The organism is Pseudomonas sp. R76, assembly GCF_009834565.1.
GTDB lineage: Bacteria > Pseudomonadota > Gammaproteobacteria > Pseudomonadales > Pseudomonadaceae > Aquipseudomonas.
The window spans coordinates 1,069,542-1,090,142 of the sequence record NZ_CP019428.1; the positions used below are offsets into that span (position 1 = coordinate 1,069,542).

Below are 20,601 nucleotides of genomic sequence, written 5' to 3' on the forward strand. Positions count from 1 at the left end.
TCAACGATCCTCCTTCACCAATTTGGCCACCTTTTCTTCGGTCATGGCCTCGAAGCGCTCGCGCCATTCAGGGAAGATCTCTATGGCCAATTGGCGGATGACAACTAGGGCTGCTGGGGATTTTCGGTTGGAAGGCTGGCGATATTCCAGGCGGTGTGCTGGAACGCCTAGGGATGCAGCGCTACGAAACACCACTGCAGTTGGAATGATGCTGTTCAAGACGCTGATTTCGTCATTGTCCTGGAATATTTCTCGGACTGACTGCTCGATCACTTGCGCGTCGGTGGTTTGATCGAGGTTGTTTATGGCGATCCGCACGGGGGGTATTTTCATACCCAGGCGCCCATATGCACGGAGGCCATCCAACATCTGCATGGTTCCACGGCTGAATTCGCGTGCGGCGAGCATGTTGGGTGGAAGAGGGGATATGACCAGGTCAGACGCCAGAACCACCATCTCCAGCATGGCCGATCTAGCACCTTGGGTGTCAATCAGTACCAGGTCGAAATGACCTTCGAATGCCGGCATCAGATTGGATAGGCGCAATCTGCCGTCCGGTGCCTGCAGGAGCAAGCTGTTCAGTTGGTTATTTTCGTCGTTCGAGATCACCAGGGACAGATTAGGAATCGTCGTGCTGGAGATGATCTTGAGGGAGTCGGTGATATTGAACGCGAGCAGGTCATAGATGCCGCCCTGAGCTTCCTCGACCAATTGGTAATACGAAGAAAGCGAGGGCTGGGCAGGATCCAGATCGATTAGGAGGGTACGAAGGCCTGCGTCCGCGCAGAATGCGCCGAGGTTGGCCTCTATGGTGGTTTTACCAACGCCGCCTTTGGTCGAAACGACCGCAGTGATTTTCATGGTTTGGAGCCTCTAATGTGAATTCATTAGAGGCTGCATCGAAAATCGAGTAGATTTAGGCCCAGAACCAATTGGTTTCGAGACCTGAAAACCAGTTGGCTTTTAACCAATTGGTCGTAGGTTCGAATCCCACACGACCCACCATTTTTGAGACCAGTTAACGCTGGAATCGAATCTTAAGATCAGAGGCCAAAAGCGCTGATCGAAGAAGGCGACTGAGAGGTCGCCTTTTTTTTACCGGGGTATAGCGCAGTCCGGTAGCGCGCCTGCTTTGGGAGCAGGATGTCAGGAGTTCGAATCCCCTTACCCCGACCATATTAAAAATCCTCGTATCGAAAGATACGGGGATTTTTTTTGTCCTTTTTTTGCTTTATTTGTGCAATTTCCAAACAGGCATTGTGTTCATTGGTGCGTTGGAGTGGTGGGCGCGGCCTCCTAGACTGGGCTTCGTCAATCTAACCAGCCCAAAGGAATTCGCATCATGACACTCGCCGTTACCGCTCAACCCACGCGCTCGTTGCCTGCCTTGCTCAAGTCCACGCTGGTGGGGCTCGGCATGCTGATGGGCCTCGGCCACTATGCCGTCGCCGCAGAAACTGCCGCGAACAAGCAGCCGACTATTCGCGCGATGCTGGGCGCCAAGCCGACCGATCGACTCGACCCGAAAACCACCGCCTTACTGGTCATCGACTTCCAGAACGAATACTTCACCGGCCGCATGCCGATCCCGGACGGCATGAAAGCCCTGGAAAACACCCAGCGCCTGATCCGGTTTGCCGACAAAGAAAAAATCCAGGTCATTCATGTGCAGCACATCGCCCCAGACGATGCGGCGGTATTCGCCAAGAACGGCAAAACCGTTGATTTTCACCCGCTGATGAAGCCTCGCCCGCAAGACATACTCGTGCAGAAGACCACCGTCAGTGTGTTTGCCAGCACCGACCTGGATGCGCAATTGAAGAAAGCCGGCATTAAAACGCTGATTATCAGTGGCCTGATGACCCACGCGTGTGTCGCAGGCGCCGCTCGGGACGCCGCGCCGTTGGGTTATGACGTTGTGGTAGCATCCGATGCCAGTGCCACCCGGGCGATTACCCGCGCCGATGGCCGTTCGGTCACCAAGGATGAGTTGCACAACTCGGCGCTGGCTGAAATCGAAGACACCTTCGGTTCTGTGCTGACCACCGCGCAAATTATCGCGTTACCGGTTAACTGATTCCCCCTAAAACCGCTGGGATCGCCCGTTGCATGAACCAGTTATCCGCCATGCGCGCCTTTCGGTGCATCGTCGAAGCCAAAGGCTTTTCTGCCGCAGCAGAGCGCCTGGATACCACGCACTCGACGATTTCCCGGCAATTGCAGCAACTGGAGATTGAACTGGGCGCCCAACTGATCAACCGCAATACGCGGCGCTTCAGTCTGACGACGGCCGGGGAGCAGTACTACGCGGCGTGTGTGGATATTCTCGATCGCATCGACGCCGCATCCCAGGCCATCGCGCATGGGCACCAACGCCCCGCCGGCGTACTGAGAGTAAGTGTGCCGCTGGTGGTGGGGACCCTGGACCTTGCGCACTGGCTGCCGGGCTTTCAGCGACGCTACCCCGATATCGAGCTGCAGCTGCGCTGTGACGATCAGTTCGTCGACCTGGTTGCCGACGGGTTTGATGTCGCGATACGCATCGCCAGTGCCCTGGCGGATACCTCATTGATCGCCCGCACGTTGACGGTTTCCAGCCTGGTGCTGGTGGCGTCGGCAGGGTACATCGGCCGCCATGGTTTGCCGCGTTCGGCCCAGGAGCTCGACAAGCATCGCCTGCTGACGTTCATGGGGGCGTCTTCGGATTGGGCGTTGAGCGCAGCACGTGGTGCGGTGGTCAAGGTCACGCCATCGGGGCGGTTCAGCACCAACACTATCAGTGCGTTGCACGCAGCTACATTGGCCGGGGCTGGCATTGCGTGTTTCACCCAGGCCACCGTGCACAATGATCTGGCGCAGGGCCAGTTGGTGCGCATTCTGCCCAATTACTCATTGGGTGAACGGCATTATTACGCGCTCTATCCACCATCTCGACACCTGGCGCCCAAAGTGCGCGCATTTGTCGACTACATGGCCGAGTTCTATCAGAAGAGTTAGCCCAATAAAAAATCCCCCTGTCGTTGGACGGGGGGATTTTTTTGTTGCCGTTCAGCCGATCAGTGCAGTTTGAGCCTCGGCTCAGTCCCGCGCCCAATCTTGCTGCCCAGCATCAGCATCGCCGTGCGGAAAAAACCGTACAACGCCATCTGGTGCATGCGGTACAGCGACACGTAGAACATCCGCGCCAACCAACCTTCAAGCATCACGCTGCCGGTCAGGTTGCCCATCAAGTTACCCACAGCCGAGAACCGCGACAGCGAGATCAGTGAGCCGTAGTCGGTGTACTTGTACGACGGCAGGTCCTTGCCTTCGATGCGCAGTTTCAGCGACTTGGCCAGCAACGACGCCTGCTGGTGAGCCGCTTGGGCGCGTGGCGGTACGTTGCGGTCGGTGCCCGGTTGCGGGCAGGCGGCGCAGTCGCCGAAGGCGAAGATATTTTCGTCGCAGGTGGTCTGCAGTGTCGGCAGCACTTGGAGCTGGTTGATGCGGTTGGTTTCCAGGCCATCGATGTCCTTGAGGAAGCCTGGCGCACGAATACCGGCCGCCCACACCTTGAGGCTGGCCGGGATGACCTGGCCGCTGCTGGTGATCAGGGCGTCGGCCGTCACTTCGCTGACCGCCGAGTTGGTCAGCACGGTGACCCCGAGTTTTTCCAGGGTTTTATGCACAGGCCCGCCAATGCGCTCCGGCAGCGCGGGCAATACCCGTGGGCCGGCTTCGATCAGGGTGATGTGCATGTTTTCCGGTTTGATCCGGTCCAGGCCATAGGCCGCCAGTTCATGGGCGGCGTTATGCAGCTCGGCGGCCAGTTCGACGCCGGTGGCACCGGCGCCGACGATGGCGACGCTGATCTGTTCAATGGTATCGGTCTGCCCGGCATGGGCGCGCAGGTAGTGGTTCAGCAACTGCTGGTGGAAACGCTCGGCCTGCTTGCGCGTGTCGAGGAACAGGCAGTGCTGCGCCGCGCCCTCGGTGCCGAAGTCATTGGTGGTGCTGCCGACCGCGATCACCAGGCTGTCATAGCCCAGCACGCGCGCAGGCACCAGTTCGCGGCCCTCTTCATCGAGGGTGGCGGCCAGCTGGATCTTCTTCTGTTCACGGTCGAGCCCGCTCATGCGCCCCAGTTGGAACTCGAAGTGGTTCCATTTGGCCTGGGCGACATAGTTGAGTTCGTCTTCGGAAGAGTTCAGCGAACCGGCCGCCACTTCGTGCAGCAACGGCTTCCAGATATGGGTCAGGTTGGCGTCCACCAGCGTGATGCTGGCGGTGCCGCGCTTGCCCAGAGTCTTACCCAGGCGGGTAGCCAACTCCAGGCCGCCGGCGCCGCCGCCGACGATAATAATACGATGGGTCATGGGGATATCTCGCAAGGCTAAAAGAAATCGGAGCAGTTACCCCCGCGAGCGCCAGGCAGCTCATAGCGTCAGGTAACTCAAAAGGCGGCTCAGCAGACCAAGCCCGATCACCGCCACCAGCACCACACCAAGGAGCAGCCACGGCCGGAAAGGCTTGCGCTCGACTCGGTTCTGGGAGAGTTGCAGGTACTCTTCGACATGCTGTTGGTCATCGGGGTTCAGGCGGCTGGTCATAAAGGCCTCGTCAGGTAGACGTTGCGAAAGGGCGCCACGTTACAGTCAGGAGATTGGCGGCATCGCCACAAGCGTAGCCTGTGCCCGCGTCACAGGCTGATGCCCACGTCGAATACTATGCTGCGCCCCAGGTTGTTGCGCAAGAAGTCCGGTGCATCCGGATGGGCGAACAGCACGCGGGCAAAGGTCGGCCCTACCAGCGACAACGAGCGCCAGCCCTGGCGTAAATATTCGGTGGGCGGTGGGAAATGGCTGTTGAGGTCCAGCACTTCGCGCTTGAGGCTGGTGAAGGCGATGAGGTCCAGCTCGCCCAGGTCCATGCCGCGCTCTTTATAGTTGTGCGCTTTTTTACGCAGGGTCGGCGCCAGGCGCAGCAGGAACTCATGGGCCGGGATGCGCCGCGGCTTGGCCTCGCGCCGTACCAATTGGCTCAGGGAAAACGCACTGCGCCTACGCAGCAGTTCATCGCGCCATTCGTCGTTCAGGCGGCGCCCTTCATCCAGCACGAAAAACACTTCGAAACTGGCGTCGCGAAACAGCACATCCGGCGGCTCTTGACCGGCGGCATGAAACTCCTTGGCCCGATAGGGCACATTCAAGCCTTGCAGCAGGCGCTGGCAGACCCAACGCTCACGCTCCCATTTGCGGGCATTGGACAGGAACGCATTGGCTTGTTCGGCCGCTACGGTGAGCAGGCGCAGATAATCTGAGTCATCCATATTTGCAGCTTAGCGTCCAAATGATGACCGCAGGAAGTCTTGCTTTAAAACGCCGGTGTAGACTGGCGACTCGACTGTCATCCGAACCAAGGAGTACGCGGTGAAGTGTTTTGTAGTGCTGTTTTTGAGCCTTTTGCCCTTGTGGGCCCAAGCCATCGAAGTTGGTGAACGCGTGGCGCCGTGGACCTTGCTCGACCAGTTCGACCAAGCCTACACCCTGGATGACCAAGCGCAGATTCTATTGGTTGCCCGCAGTATGGACGCCGCCAAGCTGGTAGATGCTGCGCTGCAAGGCCAGCCCAAAGGCTATCTCGACGCGCGGCACGCCGTGTTTGTTGCCGATATCCAGCGCATGCCCCGGCTAATTGCCAAGCTGTTCGCCGTGCCGGCCATGCAGGCCTACAACTACCGAGTCATGCTCGACCGCGATGCGCGTATCGCCCCGCGTTATCCAGGGGCTGTGGATAAGGTGCTGTGGCTGCAACTCGATAACGGCAAGTTGGTCGCGCAACACGAATACAGTTCGGCTGCCGAGTTGCGCCAGGCACTGGAGCAGGTGAAGCCGTGATCAGCGCCGCCGTGCTGGCGCCGCAAACCCTCAGCATCGGCTGGCTGCTGTATGTGCCGGTGGTGATGTGGGCGATCCTGCGCTCGCCATGGGTCGAGCTATTTGCCGACCGTCGGCGTCAGCATTTGCTGTTCGGCACGGTATTCGCGCTGTTCATGTTGTGGCTGGTACGGCGGGATTTTGATACCGGCGTGTCCTACCACTTTATCGGCATGACTGCCGTCACGCTGCTGCTCGATTGGCCATTGGCAATCGTCGGCGGGTTGGCCGCGCAGTTCGGGTTGGTGCTGCTGGGGCGTCAGGATCTGGCCGCTGTCGGCATCAATGGCGTGCTGCTGATCGTGCTGCCGGTGCTGGTGACCGAAGCCTGCGCGGTGCTGGTCGAGCGGGCGCAACCACGCAATCCCTTCGTGTATATCTTCTGCTCCGGCTTTTTTGCCGCCGCGCTGTCGGCGCTGCTCTGTCTTTTGGCGGCATTGGGGCTGCTGTGGTTCGACGGCCGTTTCGCAATGCCGGAATGGCTGGAAGACTTCGTCGGCTACCTGTGGCTGATTATCTTCCCCGAAGCCTTTATCAACGGCATGGTCGTCAGTGCCCTGGTGGTGTTTTGCCCGGAATGGCTGGAGACGTTCAACCGCACGCGCTATCTCTCGGCGCCCTGGAAGGATGACGATACGCAGCGTTGATCCAGGTCAAATCCCGGGCTGACGCGCACGCCCATGCTCTGCGAAATTCTTCTAGAGGCTTGAATGATGAGTGTGTACGAGTGGGCACGGCAGGAGTTGCGCAGAAGCCAGGACGCAGCCCAGGAAATCGGTTTTGACCCAGGCCTTACCCTGCGCGCCATGCTCAGTGCGGTGGTGCAGCAGAGCAAAGGTGTGCGCAGTTTCGAAGACCTGGCCGACGAGCTGCAATACCTTGCAGAGAACCTCGACGACCAGCAGGAATACGCCTTTATGCGGCCTTAGTGTTTAGGCTGAAAGTCTTCGGAGAACAGCTCGTCCTCGGCATCCGGGCTGACCGGAATCTTGTGCTCTTCCGACGCCCAGGCGCCGAGGTCGATGAGTTTGCAACGGTCCGAGCAGAACGGCCGGTTCGGGTTGGTCGCTTTCCATTCCACGGGTGCACCGCAGGTTGGGCAATCGACGGTCATAGGTTGGCTCATGATCGGCCTCCACGCAAAGTAAGGTAAAAGTGGTGCAGTCGCTCGACCTCGCTGTGCAACCAGGCGAGGTCCTGGTCATTGACCAGCACGTCATCGGCATGGTTCAGGCGGTCTTCACGGCTCGACTGGGCCTTCAGAATTGCCTGCACCTGCTGCTCGCTGATGCCGTCGCGCTGCAGGGTACGCTGAATCTGCAGTGATTGCGGCACGTCGATCACCAGGATGCGTTGGGTCATGCTGTACTGGCCGGACTCGATCAGCAGCGGTGACACCAGAATCGCGTAAGGCGACTGCGCGCGCGCCAGATGGCTGCGAATTTCCTCACCGATCAGCGGGTGCAGCAAGGCCTCCAGCCAGCGACGCTCTTCGGGTACTTCAAAGATCAGCTTGCGCAGCGCGGCGCGGTCCAACTGGCCGTCGGGCTGCAATACGCCCGCACCAAAATGCTCAGCGATCTGCGCCAGTGCCGGCCGGCCGGGCTCGACCACCCAGCGGGCGGCATGGTCGGCGTCGATCAAGTCGATGCCCAGTTCCATAAAGTGCTTGGCCGCCGCGCTTTTACCACTGCCGATGCCGCCAGTGAGGCCAAGAATCCAAGGTGTTGCGACAGAAGTGGTCATCTGAAACCGACAGACTGCAAATAGAAGTCGGTTATTTGACCACCCCAGAGCAATGCAATCCAGCCGGCAATCGCCAGGCATGGACCAAACGGCATCGGAATCGATGCCTGGGGCTTGCGCAAGCGCAACAGAACCATCCCGGCAGCTACTCCCAGCAGCGACGACATCAGCAGTGTCATCGGCAAAATCTGCCAGCCACCCCAGGCGCCGAGCAAGGCCAATAACTTGAAGTCGCCATAGCCCATGCCGTCCTTGCCGGTAACCACCTTGAACAGCCAGAACACCGTCCACAGGCTCAAATAACCAATGACCGCGCCCCAGAGCGCATCGGGCAGCGATGTCAGCACGTCAGCGCTGTTGAGGATCAACCCCAGCCATAACAGCGGCAGCACCAGAACGTCGGGCAGCAATTGATGGTCCACGTCGATCAGGCTCATCGCCAGCAAGCCCCAACTCAGCAACATCACCGCGCCGGCTTGCCAGCCGAAGCCGAAATGCCAGGCAACTGTCGCCGAGATCAGCGCGCAGGCCAACTCGGTGAAAGGGTAGCGGGCACTGATGGGTTCACGACAATGGGCGCAACGGCCCTTGAGCAGCAGGTAGCTGAGCAGCGGAATATTTTCCCAGGCGCGAATCGGATGGTTGCACTGCGGGCAGCACGAACCGGGATGCATCAAGTTATACCTGGCGCCCGCAGGGTCGGCAGGCAAGCCGAGCACTTCCTGGGCCTGGCCGCGCCACTCGCGCTCGAGCATCTTCGGCAGGCGCCACACCAGCACATTGAGGAAACTGCCGACGATCAGCCCAAGCAGCAGCGCTATCGCGACAAAGACCCAAGGCTCTTCCTGAAGCAACAGGTTCAAAATGCCGACCCCATTTGGAATACCGGCAAGTACATGGCGATGACCAAGGTGCCGACAATGCCACCCAGTACCACCATGATCAGCGGCTCCATCAGGCTGGTGAGGTTGTCGACCAGGTTGTCCACGTCGGCCTCGTAGTGATTGGCGACTTTTTCCAGCAGGGTGTCGAGGGTGCCGGATTCTTCGCCAATCGCCGTCATCTGGACCGCCATACCGGGAAACAGCCCCTTGCTGGCCATGGATTGATGCAACGGCATGCCTGTGGATACATCGTGACGCATATGCTCGATCGCCTGTTTGAACAACCCATTACCCACCGCGCCTGCCACGGAATCCAACGCCTGCACCAAGGGCACGCCCGCGGCAAAGGTGGTCGAGAGTGTGCGGGCATAGCGAGCCACGGCGGTTTTTTTCAGCAGTGTGCCTGCCAGCGGCGCGTTCAACAAACCGGTATCCAGCCAGTGACGAAAACCTGGCGCTGCGCGGTAGGCCTGGCGCAGGCCCGCCAGGGTGGCGGCCACGCCAAGCGCAAGCATCCACCAGGCGCGCTGGAGGAATTCGGACAGGGCAATCACCGTCAACGTCAGGTCGGGCAGTTGGCCGTCGACCCCGGCAAACAGGTTCTGGAACTGCGGCACCACATGAATCAGCAGGACGCTGCTGACCACGCAGGCGACCACGATGACGGCGATGGGGTAGGTCATGGCCTTCTTGATGCGTGCCTTGAGCAGCTGGCTTTTTTCCAAGTGCACGGCGACCCGCTCCAGCAGGGTTTCCAGCGCGCCGGCCTGCTCACCGGCGGCCACCAGGTTGCAATACAGGTCATCGAAGTGACGAGGGTGCTTACGCAGTGCTGCGGCGAGGTTGTTGCCGGCGGCGATCTCCTGTTTCAAGGCCCTGACCAGCTCGCGCATCGGGCGGCTATCGAAGCCTTCGCGGATAATGTCGAAGGCTTGCAGCAACGGAATGCCAGCCTTCAGCAATGTCGCCAACTGGCGCGTGAACAAGGCAATATCGGCGGGTTTTATCGGCGGCGCGAAGCGTGGCAGGCGTGTGGTCTTCTTGCGCACACGGCCGGGGCAGATCCCTTGCTGGCGTAGCTGCGCCTTGATCAGCGCCAGGTTTTGGCCGACGGTGTGCCCGGACACCCTGCGCCCTTTGCGGTTGATGCCTTCCCAGGCGTAGATCGTTGCAGTGTCATTCATGTCACGTTTCCGCACGCAGCTCGTTGAAGATTTATAGCTTAGTCAGCTGCGGGATTCGGACAGGCTGGCGGCGGGGAGTAAAATGTCAGATTGTGCGTCTTACGCGCGATTGGCCGCTCGCGCATGAGTACACTGGCGCCGCTGCATACTGCGGGGCGCAGGACGCGCCTTGTTATGAGTTCTATATCTGGAGAGTGAAAGTGATGCGTCAGAAAGGCTTTACCTTGATTGAGTTATTGATCGTCGTGGCAATCATCGGCATTTTGGCCACCGTCTGTTTGCCCCTGTACACCAAGCATCAGGCCAAGGCCAAGTTGACGGCGGGTTTGGCCGAAATCTCGGCGCTGAAGGCCGGTTTCGAAGACACCCTCAACCAGGGCACCGTGCCGACCCTTGCCTTGATCGGTGGCATCAGCCCCACCGCCAATTGCAAGATCGACGTGGCCGGTGATGTGGCGACCGGCGCCGGTTCCATCAGCTGTGAAATCCTTGATGCGCCTGCGCCCGTGCTGGGCAAGACCATCACCTTGACGCGCAGCGCCACCACGGGCTGGAAGTGCGCTACCAACGCCGACGCGCAATACGTTGTAAAGGGTTGCGGCGCCGACGGGGCCTGATTGCCGCTGGGCGGTGGGCGAGTTAGTTGCTGCACGCCCAATGCGGTGCTAGCTTTAGCCCACCGCCCGTGTAGCTCAGCCGGTAGAGCAGCGCACTCGTAACGCGAAGGTCGCAGGTTCGATTCCTGTCTCGGGCACAAAGGCAATACTGTTTCAAAGGCAGCGTTTCAAAGGCAGCACTGTTTTCAGATGATCCCAGAATGGTTCTGAAGGCCAGACGAGCCGGCATTCGTGCCCGCTCTTTCGTATCTGCGCAACCTTGATGACCCAGATGCATCCCCATTCCTCGATCTAAGAGAACAACATGACCACACCAGAAATGACCCAGGAAGAGCGGCACGAAGCAGCCCTCAAAAAGTACGTCGCGGAGTCGCCGGAACTGCTGGACGAGATCAAGGACCTGAGTGCTGATGATCAGCGCGATCAGATCCAATGGGCATTTGAGGATGAGGCCGAGGCCCAGGGCCTGCAGCCGTGGGAGCTGACGCTCAAGTACACCTCGACTCCGGAAGAATTCGAAGCCGCACGCCTGGCCTTGCACAAGGAGGCCGCCGAGGTGCTGGGTGTCGACTGGAACGAGTATTGCGGGATGAGCAACCTCGCGATCTAAGCACCAAGTCTGACGCGAGCTTGTTGTGGAAGGCGCGCTTGGTTGGCGAGTGGCTTGAACGGGTTAGTGGGTTTGTTGTGGCGAGCGGGCTTGCCCCGCGTTGGGCTGCGAAGCGGCCCCAATACAGGCACCGCGTAGTTCCAGTTACACCCTGGCGTCTGGTTTCAGGGCCGCTTCGCGCCCCAACGCGGGGCAAGCCCGCTCGCCACGACTGCCCCGCTCACCGCAACAAGCAGCCGCACAATTTTCGGTCATGTGCCTCAGAGACTGAGGCGCATCGACAAATCCACCGCCTTCACATCCTTGGTCATCGCGCCGATGGAGATGTAATCCACCCCGGTTTCAGCGATGGGCAACAGGGTGGTTTCATTGATCCCGCCGCTGGCTTCCAATTTGGCTTTGCCGGCGTTCAGGCGCACCGCCTCACGCATGTCATCCAGGCTCAACTCGTCGAGCATGATGATATCGGCGCCCGCCGCCAGGGCTTCGCGCAACTCATCCAAACTTTCCACTTCGATTTCGACTGGCTTGCCCGGGGCGATCTTGTGGGCCGCCGTAATTGCCTGGGCAATGCCGCCACAGGCCGCGATATGGTTTTCCTTGATCAGGAACGCGTCATACAGGCCGATGCGGTGGTTATGGCAACCGCCGCAGGTCACCGCGTATTTCTGCGCCAGGCGCAGGCCCGGCAGGGTTTTGCGGGTGTCCAGCAGCTTGACCTGGGTGGTTGCGACAAAGTCTGCCAGGGACTGAGCGCGGGTGGCGACGCCTGACAACATTTGCAGAAAATTCAGTGCACAGCGTTCACCGCTCAGCAGCGAGCGGGCCGGGCCTTCCAGATGGAACAACGCCTGGTTGGGGCTGACGCGCTCACCGTCGGCCACCTGCCAATGCACTGCAACCCGCGGGTCGAGTTGGCGGAAGACGGCGTCCACCCAGGCGGTGCCGGCAATAACGGCCGCGTCGCGGGTAATGATCGTGGCCTTGGCCAGCCGTTCGGCCGGGATCAGTTGCGCAGTGATGTCGCCGCTGCCGATGTCTTCCAGCAGTGCGCGGCGCACGTTGGCTTCGATTTCGGCGGTGAGGTCGGCAAGACGGAGATTCGGCATAACAGGCTCCACAAACAAAGTGCCTCGATTATAGGGGCAGTGCAGCGATGAACACAGGCTCACCACTCATTTGCAGCGTAACGGCAGAGTTTGCTGGCGCAACTACCCTCATTTGCAAGATAATCTCGCGCCTTGCAATTGGCGTCATAGCTTTGACGTCCTGGTGATAAACGGCTTTTTGCAGCCCTAATGGGGCCTGTCGCCGATATTTCCCCACCCCAACACCGCCGTTTCAGGAGGCCAGGATGCACATTGACGGGAAGGTGGTGCCAATCAACAAGGCACAGGCCACGCCATCGCCGCTCGCGCGCTTGCCGGTGGTGTTGCTGCAGGTGCGTGACAAGGCTGCTCAACAACTGCAACAAGGCTTGCAGGAGTTGTTCGATAACGCCGACGACACCCTGTTCGAAATGGCCGACAAGGCTCGCAGCAACGTTGACCATCACATTTTCTTTGAAGCCATGCGCGACTTGCGCCTCAAGCGCAAGAATTTCGAACGCGTGTTCATGGAGCAGCTGTTCGCCGCGTTCGCCAGCCTGGGGCAAGCCGGGCGGGGCGATCCGCACTTGGTGCCGGTGGTCTCCTTTGACGCGGCGCCCGGTACGTCCAGCGATGAGCTGGAAAAAGCCGTGGCGCTGGAGGCCATGCTTGGTCGGGTGCGGCATCGCGATGGCCTGGCGCTGGGGCAATTGACTGCGCGCTTGAGCGTGTTGCTCGGCAAGCCCCTGGATGAGCGCGATAACCCGCTGGGACCGGCACTGCTGTGTGAGTTCTTTTTGCGTGCAGGACGCAGCCTGGGGGTGGAGATCCGCGTCAAGCTGATCATGCTCAAGCTGTTTGAAAAGTATGTGCTCAGTGACGCTGACCAGTTGTTCGGCGAAGCCAACCAGTTACTGGTTGCCACCGGGGTGTTGCCTGAGCTCAAGGCGGTGCCGTCACGTCGACCCGGCGGGCGGGCGGCGCGCGAACAACAGCATGAGGGCGGCTCGCCCAGCGTCGACCAGCCCCTTGATGAAACCGGCCAGGAAGCCTTCGCCGCCCTGCAGAAATTGCTGGCTGCCGTGCGTGGCAGCGTAGCGCCGACCCTGGAAGCCAGCGCCGAGCCGCAACCCATTGCCACGCGTGACCTGTTGCGGTTGCTCTCGCACCTGCAGCAATACGTGCCGGAACCCGAGGTTGAGGATGATTTCGACCTGCGCAACCAGCTTGGGCAGTTGTTGACCCGGGTCAGCGTCAAGAGTGGTAAATCCCGCGTCGTGGAAGAAGCGGACGAGGACGTGATCAACCTGATCGCCTTGCTGTTCGAGTTCATCCTTAACGACCGCACCGTGCCTGCGGCCTTCAAGGGCCTGATCGCGAGCCTGCAGATCCCGATGTTGAAAGTCGCGGTGCTGGACAAGAGTTTCTTCAGCCGTACCAGCCACCCGGCGCGGCGACTGCTTAATGAGATTGCTTCAGCCGCCATGGGCTGGAGCCCGCACGCGGACTATCAGCATGACAGCCTGTATCTGCAGATTGAGCAGGTGGTTCAGTGCCTGTTGAATGATTTTGTCGAAGACCCGGCGATTTTTTCCCAACTGCTCGCGCAGTTCACGGCGTTTACCTCGGATGAGCGTCGCCGTAGCGAGCTGCTTGAACAGCACACCCGTGAGGCCGAAGAAGGGCGCGTGCGCACGCAAGCCGCCCGTGAGCGTGTAGCCGACCTGCTTAACCGGCGTTTGCTGGGCAAGGTATTGCCACAATCGGTGGTGCAGTTTCTCCAGCAGGCCTGGAGCCAGGTGTTGTTGCTGGCCAGCCTCAAGCACGACGAACAGTCGGTGCAATGGCAGGCGGCGGTGCGCACCATGGACGAGTTGATCTGGAGTGTGGGCCTGCAGCAAGACACGCAAGCTGGCCGGCACCTGCTGGAGCAACTGCCCGGGCTGCTCGCGGCATTGCGCAACGGCTTGACCAGCGCGGCATTCGATCCCTTCAGCACGCGTGAATTTTTTGTGCGGTTACAGGCCATGCACCTTCAGTCTTGCGAAGGCGAGGGCATCGACACGTTGATCAAGGTGCGCGAGCCCTTTTCATTCAGTGCCGGGGTGCCTGACCCCGTCGAAGAGCTGCCGAGCGATGATCCGGACCTGCTCAAGGCCCACCAACTGCGCATCGGCGGCTGGTTTGAGTATCGGCAAGGCGCAGGCACCTGCTTGCGGTGCAAGCTGACGGCGATCATGGCACCGGCCAATACCTATATTTTTGTCAGCCGTACCGGGCTCAAAGTCCTGGAGAAAAGCGCCGGCCAATTGGCCATGGCGTTTAAACGCGACGCGCTGCGCACCTTGGACGATAAACCGCTGTTCGACCGTGCGCTGGCGTGCGTGGTGGGCAACCTGCGTCAACTCAATCGCGGCAAGTGATCGCAACCGCAGGGCTGAACGCGGCATACTGGTAACACCTCGTCTCATTCAAGGAACCTGTATGCAGTTGGACCCCACCAGTGGTTGGTGCCAGGGCATTCGACATTGCCCTTCGCCCAACTTCAACGAGCGCCCCGCCGGCGAAATCTCACTGTTGGTGGTGCATAACATCAGTTTGCCACCGGCGCAATTTGCCACGGGCAAGGTGCATGAGTTTTTCCAGAATCGCCTGGATGTCACGGAGCATCCTTACTTTGAAGGGATTAGCGACTTACGGGTGTCTGCGCATTTTCTGATTGAACGCGACGGCGCGGTGACGCAATTTGTATCGTGCCTGGACCGCGCCTGGCATGCGGGCGTGTCCAGTTTCGCAGGGCGTGAAGTCTGCAATGATTTTTCCTTGGGGATCGAGCTGGAAGGGACGGACGAGCTACCGTTTACCGATGCTCAATATACGTCGCTGATCGACCTGACGCGTCAGTTGCTGGCCGCCTACCCGGACATTACCCAGCAACGTATTTGTGGTCACAGTGATATCGCCCCGGGGCGCAAGACCGACCCGGGCCCGGCTTTTGATTGGTTGCGCTTTCGCAGCGCCCTGCAGGATGGAGGACACGCACGATGAGTTTTCTGGTGTTAATGCTGGCAGTCTGGATCGAGAAATTCTCGGCCCTGCGTCGGCGATTGCAGCGCGACGGCGGATGGTTGCGAGAGCTGGCCAAACTGGAGTCGAGCCCACGCCTGGGCAAGCGGCCGTGGTTGATTCTTGTGCTGCTGGTGTTGTTGCCGGTGGCCCTGCTGGCGCTGTTGCTGGTGGTGCTGGAGCCGGTGGCTTATGGGTTGCTGGCGCTGCCGGTGCACTTGCTGGTGGTGATTTACAGCCTGGGCCGTGGCGACTTGTTGGCCGAGCTTGGGCCGTTTCGCGATGCCTGGCGGCGCGGCGATCTGCAAGCCGCCGAGCATGTGGCCGAACGCGACCTGAAGATTGCGGCCGACACTGGCGAGCAATTGCTGGAGCGTGTGCAAGGCCATCTGCTCTGGCAGGCGTACCAAAGTTTTTTCGCGGTGATTTTCTGGTATTTCTTGCTGGGGCCGGTCGCGGCGCTGGCCTATCGCCTGTTGGCGTTGGCCAGCGAGCATAGCCAGAACCCCTTGGTCGCTGAACGTGCCGGGCAGTTGCGCCATGCATTCGACTGGTTACCGGTGCGCCTGCTGGCGGCGAGTTTTGCCTTGGTGGGTAACTTTGTCGCGGTCAGCCGAGTGATGCTGCATGAACTGCTGAGCTGGGACATCAGCGCTGCGCAACTGATGGAAAAAGTCGGTTTGGTGGCCGCTGAAATCCCACCGCCGGTGGTGGGGGCTGACGGTATCAACAGCCTCGATCGCCTGTGGGAACTGCTGCTGCGTGCGGCGGTGCTGTGGTACGCCGGGTTTGCGATCTGGACGGTGTTGCCGTAAACGGCTGAACGCGTTTAAAAATGTGGGAGCGGGCTTGCTCGCGAATACGGTAGCTCAGTCACAAATTTGTTGACTGATATTCCGCCTTCGCGAGCAAGCCCGCTCTCACATTTGGTTTGTGGTGTACCTGAGGTCCGTTAACCTTACGTTACAAAACTCCCTTTCAAATTGAGCTATACAGACAGAGCGCCAAATAGTGGCTATCTGCCGTATTTCCCTGCGCCTCAATAAAAATAATAGAAAGGGAGTTCACCTGTGAAGAGCTTGCTCTATCCCGCCGTCGCGCTGATGAACCGCCTGAGTTTCGGCATGAAATTCAGCCTGATCAGTGTGCTGTTCCTGCTGCCGATGTTGGCGACCAACTACTTCCTGGTGCGCGACTCCTGGTCTGAATTCCAGGGCACGCGGATCGAACTGCAAAGCCTCGACCTGCTGGGCAGCAGCCTGGCGCTGCGCCGCGACCTGGAAACCCTCAATAACCAGGTTCAGATCAACGCGGTGCTCGGTCAATCCGGCAAGGCCGGTGAGCTGGAAGGCACCATCACCACCCTGGAACAGAGCGTACTAAGCCGCCTGCAAGGCCTTGAAACAATGGCCGGCGACCCGGAGCGCGTCAGCGCGTTTAACGGCAAGCGCGACGAGATGATTACCGCGTTCAAAGCCCAGCAACAGGAAACCTCGCTGCTGAGCAAAAGCGCGTTGATCGGCAAATTGCTTAACCAGGCGCAGATGCTCAGCCAGATCATCGCCAGCCAAGCCGGCTTGAGCCGCGACGCCCAGAGCGATGTGCGGCAACTCAGCGAGTTGGTCACCAGCGTCACCCCGCAGGTCACTCAAACCTTGGGTGAAGGGCGGGCCATGGGCGCGTATTCCCTGGGCCAGGGCTTTCTCAATTCAGCCTCCAGCACGCGCTTTGACGAGCTGCTGCAACAGGTGGAAAAACTCCAGGCTGAGTACGCCTTGAAGTTGCAGGATGCACTGGGTGCCAGCCAGGCCGCGCATGCGGCGCTCGACAACCTGGCCAGGGCCAGCAGCGCGAGCCTCAAGCAAGGCAGTGAAGTGTTTGAAGAACAGGTCGTGATGGTCGATACCCTCGACGCGCCTTGGCAGCCCTTTTACGAAGACGTCAGCAAGCTGATGGCCCAGACCTATCAGTTCAACGAAGCCACCCTGATGTTCATCCAGCAGCAACTCGAGCAACGCCTGGCGCAAAACCGCACGCACATGCTGGTGCTGGTCTGTGCCCTGGCGGCGGTGTTTTTTCTGATCTTCTATTTGTATGCCGGGTTCTATGCCTCCACCCGCACCACCTTGCGCCGCCTGGGGGCGACGATGGACAAGGTTGCGGCCGGCGACATGACCGTGACCTTTGTTGCCCACAGCCGCGATGAACTCGGGGATTTGGGCCAGGTGTTCAACGCCACCGTGGCCAAGATTCACGACTTGATCGAGCGTGTCGGGCATACCGTCAGCCAGGTAGAACAGCAGGCCGGCCAGGTGCAGACGGTGTCGGCGCACAGCAATCAGGCGGTGGCCGGGCAGCGCAGCCAGATCGAACAGGTGGCGACGGCCATGAACCAGATGTCATCCACCGCCCAGGAAGTGGCGCGCAGCGCGGCGGCGGCGGTCAGCAGTGCCCACAGCGTGAATGATGAAACCGTGAGCGGCCGTGGCCTGGTGCAGTCCCAGCAGGGCAGCATCGCGCGCCTGGCCACCGAGATTGATGAGTCGGTGCGCGTCATCAATCAATTGGCCATCGACAGCCAGTCGATCAGCAGTGTGTTGGAAGTGATCAAGAGCATCGCCGAACAGACCAACTTGCTGGCGCTGAACGCTGCGATTGAGGCGGCGCGCGCGGGTGAGCAAGGCCGGGGTTTTGCGGTGGTCGCCGACGAGGTGCGCACCCTGGCCCGGCGCACCCAGCATTCCACCGAAGAAATCGAACAGATGATCAGCCGGCTGCACAGCGGAGTCGGCGCGGCGGTGAAGGCCATGGGCACCAGCCATGCCATGGCGAACGGTACAGTTGGGCAGTCGGAGAAGGTCCAGCAGGCCCTGGAAAATATCCTCGGCGCCGTCGGCATGATCGTCGATCAGAACCAGCAGATTGCCGCGGCCGTGGAGCAGCAGACCGCTGTGGCCCACGATATCGACCAGAACATCGTGGCGATCAACCGCGCGGGCGAGCATGCAGCCCAAGGCGCGCATCAGACCGAAACGGCCAGCCGCTTGCTGTCGATGCAGGTCATCGAGTTGAAGCAATTGATCGGAGCGTTTCGCGTGTAGGTTGGGCGTGTAGGAATTTACCCTGGCGTGATGTGGTGCCTGTCCTGATTTACCTGTGGATCTTTTCTGAGTACGTGAATGGGGGAGAATTTGTTTCAACCAGTCACGGACCCGGGGAGGCACGGCGATGACCGCTGTTATCGGCATCAAAGGGCACTGCGCCCATTGCGACATCACGTTTTCACTCAAGCCTTGGCAGCTGAACGCCATTGCCATCCATGAGCCCTTTGGTTGCACGTACTGTCAGCGCATCTTGCAGTTGAGCTGCCCAAGACAGCTGCGCCAATTCAAGTCGCTGGACCACTGGGCCATGGTGCACCCGAGCATGATAGTGCTGACCAGTGTGGTGCTGATTGTGGCGATGGTGGCCGAATGGGTGGGGCTGCTCAGCGTGATTGGGCAACTCAATGTGTCACTGGTGGTCGTGCTGGTGCACTTTCTGGTGCTGCGTTATGCCCGGCATCGGCAGCGACTGACGTTGGACTTGCAGGCCGTCAACCCACTACCAATTGAACAACTCGCACGCATTGCGTGTGCTCGCCTCAGCCAATAGCAACGGGCTGATACCCATGCGTTCGGCCAGGGCGGTGCAGATGTCCGGCAAGTGTTGCGGGCTGTTGCGCTGGCCGGGGTACATGGCGGGCGCCATGTCCGGCGAATCGGTTTCCAGCACCACCGCATCAAGGGGCAATTGGGCGAGCACCTTGTGCATGCGCAGCGCCTGGGGCCAGGTGGCCGCGCCGCCCAGGCCCAGCTTGAAGCCGAGCTTGATGTACTCGCGGGCCTCTTCAACGCTGCCGGCGAATGCGTGGATGATGCCGCCGCGCGGCAGGCGGATGCGCTTGAGCGTGGCGATCACCGCTGCGTGGCTGCGGCGCACGTGCAGCAGCGCGGGGAGCTGGAAGTCCACCGCCAGTTTCAGTTGAGCCTCAAACAGGCTTTGCTGGCGCTCGCGGTCCAGATGTTCAAGAAAGTAGTCCAGGCCGATCTCACCCATAGCGCACAGTTGCCGGTGCCCGTGCAGGCGGGTCAGCCAGTCGCCCAGCTCAGTCAGGTCGGCGGGGCGATGGTCATCGAGGTACACCGGGTGCAGGCCGAAGGCGGCGAACAAGCCTTCATCGTCTTGCACCAGGTCCCACAGCCGCTGCCAATTCTGCTGATACACGCCCAGCACCACCATGCGCCGCACGCCGAGTTGGCGGCTGTTGGCGAGGACTTCCCGGCGATCATCATCGAAGTCCGGGAAGTCCAGGTGGGTGTGGGTGTCGATCAGCTCCACGCTCAGGCCTCGTGGATACGCTGCTTGAAGGTCCGGCCAATGGCATGCACGCCCGGTTGGTACTGTTCTTCCTCGATGGCGGCCAATGCCAGGCGCAGGGCGGTGTCGGCAATCAGCTGGTGTTGCTGGGCCATGGCGTTGACCGGCAGCGGCAGGAAGTCCAGCAGTTGGGTGTCGCCAAAGGTGCCCAGGCGCAACGGCCGGGACTTGAGCGGGAAGTCATGCAGCGCGTCAAACACGCCCTGCAGCAGCACGTAGGATGTAGTCACCAGGGCGTCAGGCAAATGCCCCAGTTGCTGTAGAAGTTGCTCCATCAGCTGTCGGCCGCAATCACGGCTGAAGGCTTCACCCTGTTCAATGATGACGTCACCCGTGAACCCTTGCAGGGCTTCACGGAAACCCGCCGCACGCTCCTGGCTGATACTCAGCTCAGGCCGTGCGCCGATCAGCACGATCTGCTTGGGCAGCGGCTGCAACAGGCTGCTGGTCAGTTGCTGGCAGGCTTGGCGGTCATCGCTGACCACCGAACAGAACTGCCCAGGCTCCATGACCCGGTCGATGGCGATCACCGGCAGGCCCTTGGCTTGCAGCTCGCGGTAGCTGTCATCGCTGGCCGGCAGGCAGCTGGCGACAAACAACGCATCGCAACGCCGCGCGCGAAACAGCTGCAGCAACTGGCGCTCGCTGTCGGCCTCGTCGTCGGAGCTGGCAATCAGCAACTGATAGCCGCGCGCTCGTGCACCTTGCTCCAGCAGCTTGGCGATGCGTGCATAACTGGGGTTTTCCAGGTCCGGCAGGATGAAACCCAACGTACGCGTATGCCGGCTGCGCAGCCCGGCTGCCTGAGGGTTGGGCGTAAAACCATGGGCTTCGACCACCGCACGCACCCGCTCGACGGTGGCGTTGCTGATGCGTTGCTGTTCGGCCTTGCCATTGATGACGTAGCTTGCGGTGGTCACGGACACACCGGCCAGACGTGCGATATCACTGAGTTTCAAACCGGGATTTCCTTGTTTTTTAGAGCGTGCCCCGACATTTTGTCCAATCGTAACCGATTCCTGCACACGACTATTGTCTGAGCTCAAGCGCCGAGTGGTTCTTCAAGCTTGCA

23 protein-coding genes and 2 tRNA genes are annotated in these 20,601 nt (G+C 60.3%); 14 read left to right on the plus strand and 11 right to left on the minus strand.

Annotated features, from left to right (window positions below):
• Nucleotides 1-861, minus strand: coding sequence for a ParA family protein (locus PspR76_RS04705; protein ID WP_159954178.1), 861 nt, complete (start codon nt 859-861; stop codon nt 1-3).
• A gap of 238 nt (nt 862-1,099) precedes the next feature.
• Between PspR76_RS04705 and PspR76_RS04710 the strand changes: the two genes are divergently transcribed.
• The 3 genes from PspR76_RS04710 (at nt 1,100) to PspR76_RS04720 (ending at nt 2,997) form a co-directional block, all read left to right on the plus strand.
• A tRNA-Pro gene (locus PspR76_RS04710) sits at nt 1,100-1,176 on the plus strand.
• 166 nt (nt 1,177-1,342) lie between these two features.
• Nucleotides 1,343-2,077 carry a cysteine hydrolase family protein gene (locus PspR76_RS04715; protein ID WP_159954179.1) on the plus strand — a complete coding sequence of 245 codons (735 nt, stop codon included), beginning with the start codon at nt 1,343-1,345 and terminating at the stop codon, nt 2,075-2,077.
• A 32-nt stretch (nt 2,078-2,109) separates the two neighbouring features.
• Nucleotides 2,110-2,997: a LysR family transcriptional regulator gene (locus tag PspR76_RS04720; protein WP_159954180.1), complete on the plus strand. Its 888-nt coding sequence runs from the start codon at nt 2,110-2,112 to the stop codon at nt 2,995-2,997.
• Between the two features lie 59 nt (nt 2,998-3,056).
• Here the strand turns inward: PspR76_RS04720 and PspR76_RS04725 are convergent, their stop codons facing one another.
• The 3 genes from PspR76_RS04725 to PspR76_RS04735 all read right to left on the minus strand — a co-directional run bounded on the left by PspR76_RS04725 (nt 3,057) and on the right by PspR76_RS04735 (nt 5,308).
• On the minus strand, nt 3,057-4,355 hold the full coding sequence (locus PspR76_RS04725; RefSeq protein WP_159954181.1) for an NAD(P)/FAD-dependent oxidoreductase: 1,299 nt from the start codon (nt 4,353-4,355) through the stop codon (nt 3,057-3,059).
• A gap of 60 nt (nt 4,356-4,415) precedes the next feature.
• Nucleotides 4,416-4,589, minus strand: a complete 174-nt coding sequence (locus tag PspR76_RS04730) for a DUF3094 family protein (RefSeq protein WP_064450648.1) — start codon at nt 4,587-4,589, stop codon at nt 4,416-4,418.
• 89 nt (nt 4,590-4,678) lie between these two features.
• Nucleotides 4,679-5,308 (minus strand): DUF1780 domain-containing protein, encoded by a 630-nt coding sequence (locus PspR76_RS04735; protein WP_159954182.1) that lies wholly within the window; start codon nt 5,306-5,308, stop codon nt 4,679-4,681.
• Nucleotides 5,309-5,408: 100 nt separating this feature from the next.
• Here PspR76_RS04735 and PspR76_RS04740 point away from each other — a divergent pair, with 100 nt between their 5' ends.
• From PspR76_RS04740 to PspR76_RS04750, 3 genes are all read left to right on the plus strand, one after another.
• Complete coding sequence (locus tag PspR76_RS04740; RefSeq protein ID WP_159954183.1) at nt 5,409-5,876, plus strand: FAD/FMN-containing dehydrogenase; 468 nt, start codon at nt 5,409-5,411, stop codon at nt 5,874-5,876.
• Nucleotides 5,873-6,562: an energy-coupling factor ABC transporter permease gene (locus PspR76_RS04745; RefSeq protein ID WP_159954184.1), complete on the plus strand. Its 690-nt coding sequence runs from the start codon at nt 5,873-5,875 to the stop codon at nt 6,560-6,562. The genes PspR76_RS04740 and PspR76_RS04745 overlap by 4 nt, the downstream gene beginning before the upstream one ends.
• A gap of 66 nt (nt 6,563-6,628) precedes the next feature.
• Nucleotides 6,629-6,844 (plus strand): hypothetical protein, encoded by a 216-nt coding sequence (locus PspR76_RS04750; RefSeq protein WP_003171680.1) that lies wholly within the window; start codon nt 6,629-6,631, stop codon nt 6,842-6,844.
• On the opposite strand, the gene yacG is transcribed toward PspR76_RS04750, so the two are convergent.
• From yacG to PspR76_RS04770, 4 genes are read right to left on the minus strand one after another with little or no spacing between them, the layout of a single operon-like run.
• Nucleotides 6,841-7,041 (minus strand): DNA gyrase inhibitor YacG, encoded by a 201-nt coding sequence (gene yacG / locus PspR76_RS04755; RefSeq protein ID WP_159954185.1) that lies wholly within the window; start codon nt 7,039-7,041, stop codon nt 6,841-6,843. The genes PspR76_RS04750 and yacG overlap by 4 nt on opposite strands.
• A complete protein-coding gene (gene coaE / locus PspR76_RS04760) occupies nt 7,038-7,661 on the minus strand; it encodes a dephospho-CoA kinase (protein ID WP_159954186.1) in 624 nt (207 codons plus the stop codon). Before coaE ends, yacG begins: the two co-directional genes overlap by 4 nt.
• A complete protein-coding gene (locus PspR76_RS04765) occupies nt 7,658-8,524 on the minus strand; it encodes a prepilin peptidase (protein ID WP_159954187.1) in 867 nt (288 codons plus the stop codon). The genes coaE and PspR76_RS04765 overlap by 4 nt, the downstream gene beginning before the upstream one ends.
• Entirely contained in the window at nt 8,521-9,729 is a 1,209-nt protein-coding gene (locus PspR76_RS04770; protein ID WP_159954188.1) for a type II secretion system F family protein, read from the minus strand. Before PspR76_RS04770 ends, PspR76_RS04765 begins: the two co-directional genes overlap by 4 nt.
• Before the next feature lie 203 nt (nt 9,730-9,932).
• Between PspR76_RS04770 and PspR76_RS04775 the strand changes: the two genes are divergently transcribed.
• From PspR76_RS04775 to PspR76_RS04785, 3 genes are all read left to right on the plus strand, one after another.
• Complete coding sequence (locus tag PspR76_RS04775) at nt 9,933-10,346, plus strand: pilin (protein WP_159961324.1); 414 nt, start codon at nt 9,933-9,935, stop codon at nt 10,344-10,346.
• Nucleotides 10,347-10,410: 64 nt separating this feature from the next.
• Nucleotides 10,411-10,483, plus strand: a tRNA-Thr gene (locus PspR76_RS04780).
• 167 nt (nt 10,484-10,650) lie between these two features.
• On the plus strand, nt 10,651-10,956 hold the full coding sequence (locus PspR76_RS04785) for a DUF6388 family protein (RefSeq protein ID WP_159954189.1): 306 nt from the start codon (nt 10,651-10,653) through the stop codon (nt 10,954-10,956).
• Nucleotides 10,957-11,216: 260 nt separating this feature from the next.
• Here the strand turns inward: PspR76_RS04785 and nadC are convergent, their stop codons facing one another.
• A complete protein-coding gene (nadC, locus tag PspR76_RS04790) occupies nt 11,217-12,065 on the minus strand; it encodes a carboxylating nicotinate-nucleotide diphosphorylase (RefSeq protein WP_159954190.1) in 849 nt (282 codons plus the stop codon).
• Between the two features lie 245 nt (nt 12,066-12,310).
• On the opposite strand from nadC, the gene PspR76_RS04795 reads away from it, so the two are divergent.
• The 5 genes from PspR76_RS04795 to PspR76_RS04815 all read left to right on the plus strand — a co-directional run bounded on the left by PspR76_RS04795 (nt 12,311) and on the right by PspR76_RS04815 (nt 18,764).
• The gene (locus tag PspR76_RS04795; RefSeq protein WP_159954191.1) at nt 12,311-14,467 is read left to right on the plus strand and encodes a DUF1631 domain-containing protein; all 2,157 of its coding nucleotides are present in this window, start codon (nt 12,311-12,313) and stop codon (nt 14,465-14,467) included.
• Nucleotides 14,468-14,528: 61 nt separating this feature from the next.
• A complete protein-coding gene (gene ampD, locus PspR76_RS04800) occupies nt 14,529-15,092 on the plus strand; it encodes a 1,6-anhydro-N-acetylmuramyl-L-alanine amidase AmpD (protein WP_159954192.1) in 564 nt (187 codons plus the stop codon).
• Complete coding sequence (ampE, locus tag PspR76_RS04805) at nt 15,089-15,925, plus strand: regulatory signaling modulator protein AmpE (RefSeq protein ID WP_159954193.1); 837 nt, start codon at nt 15,089-15,091, stop codon at nt 15,923-15,925. The genes ampD and ampE overlap by 4 nt, the downstream gene beginning before the upstream one ends.
• Before the next feature lie 1,581 nt (nt 15,926-17,506).
• Nucleotides 17,507-18,211, plus strand: coding sequence for a methyl-accepting chemotaxis protein (locus tag PspR76_RS31590; protein WP_442966817.1), 705 nt, complete (start codon nt 17,507-17,509; stop codon nt 18,209-18,211).
• Between the two features lie 127 nt (nt 18,212-18,338).
• A complete protein-coding gene (locus PspR76_RS04815; RefSeq protein WP_159954195.1) occupies nt 18,339-18,764 on the plus strand; it encodes a hypothetical protein in 426 nt (141 codons plus the stop codon).
• On the opposite strand, the gene PspR76_RS04820 is transcribed toward PspR76_RS04815, so the two are convergent.
• Both PspR76_RS04820 and cra read right to left on the minus strand, forming a co-directional pair.
• Nucleotides 18,714-19,490, minus strand: coding sequence for a TatD family hydrolase (locus PspR76_RS04820; RefSeq protein ID WP_159954196.1), 777 nt, complete (start codon nt 19,488-19,490; stop codon nt 18,714-18,716). The genes PspR76_RS04815 and PspR76_RS04820 overlap by 51 nt on opposite strands.
• Before the next feature lie 2 nt (nt 19,491-19,492).
• Entirely contained in the window at nt 19,493-20,488 is a 996-nt protein-coding gene (gene cra / locus PspR76_RS04825) for a catabolite repressor/activator (protein WP_159954197.1), read from the minus strand.
• Between the last annotated feature and the right edge of the window lie 113 nt (nt 20,489-20,601).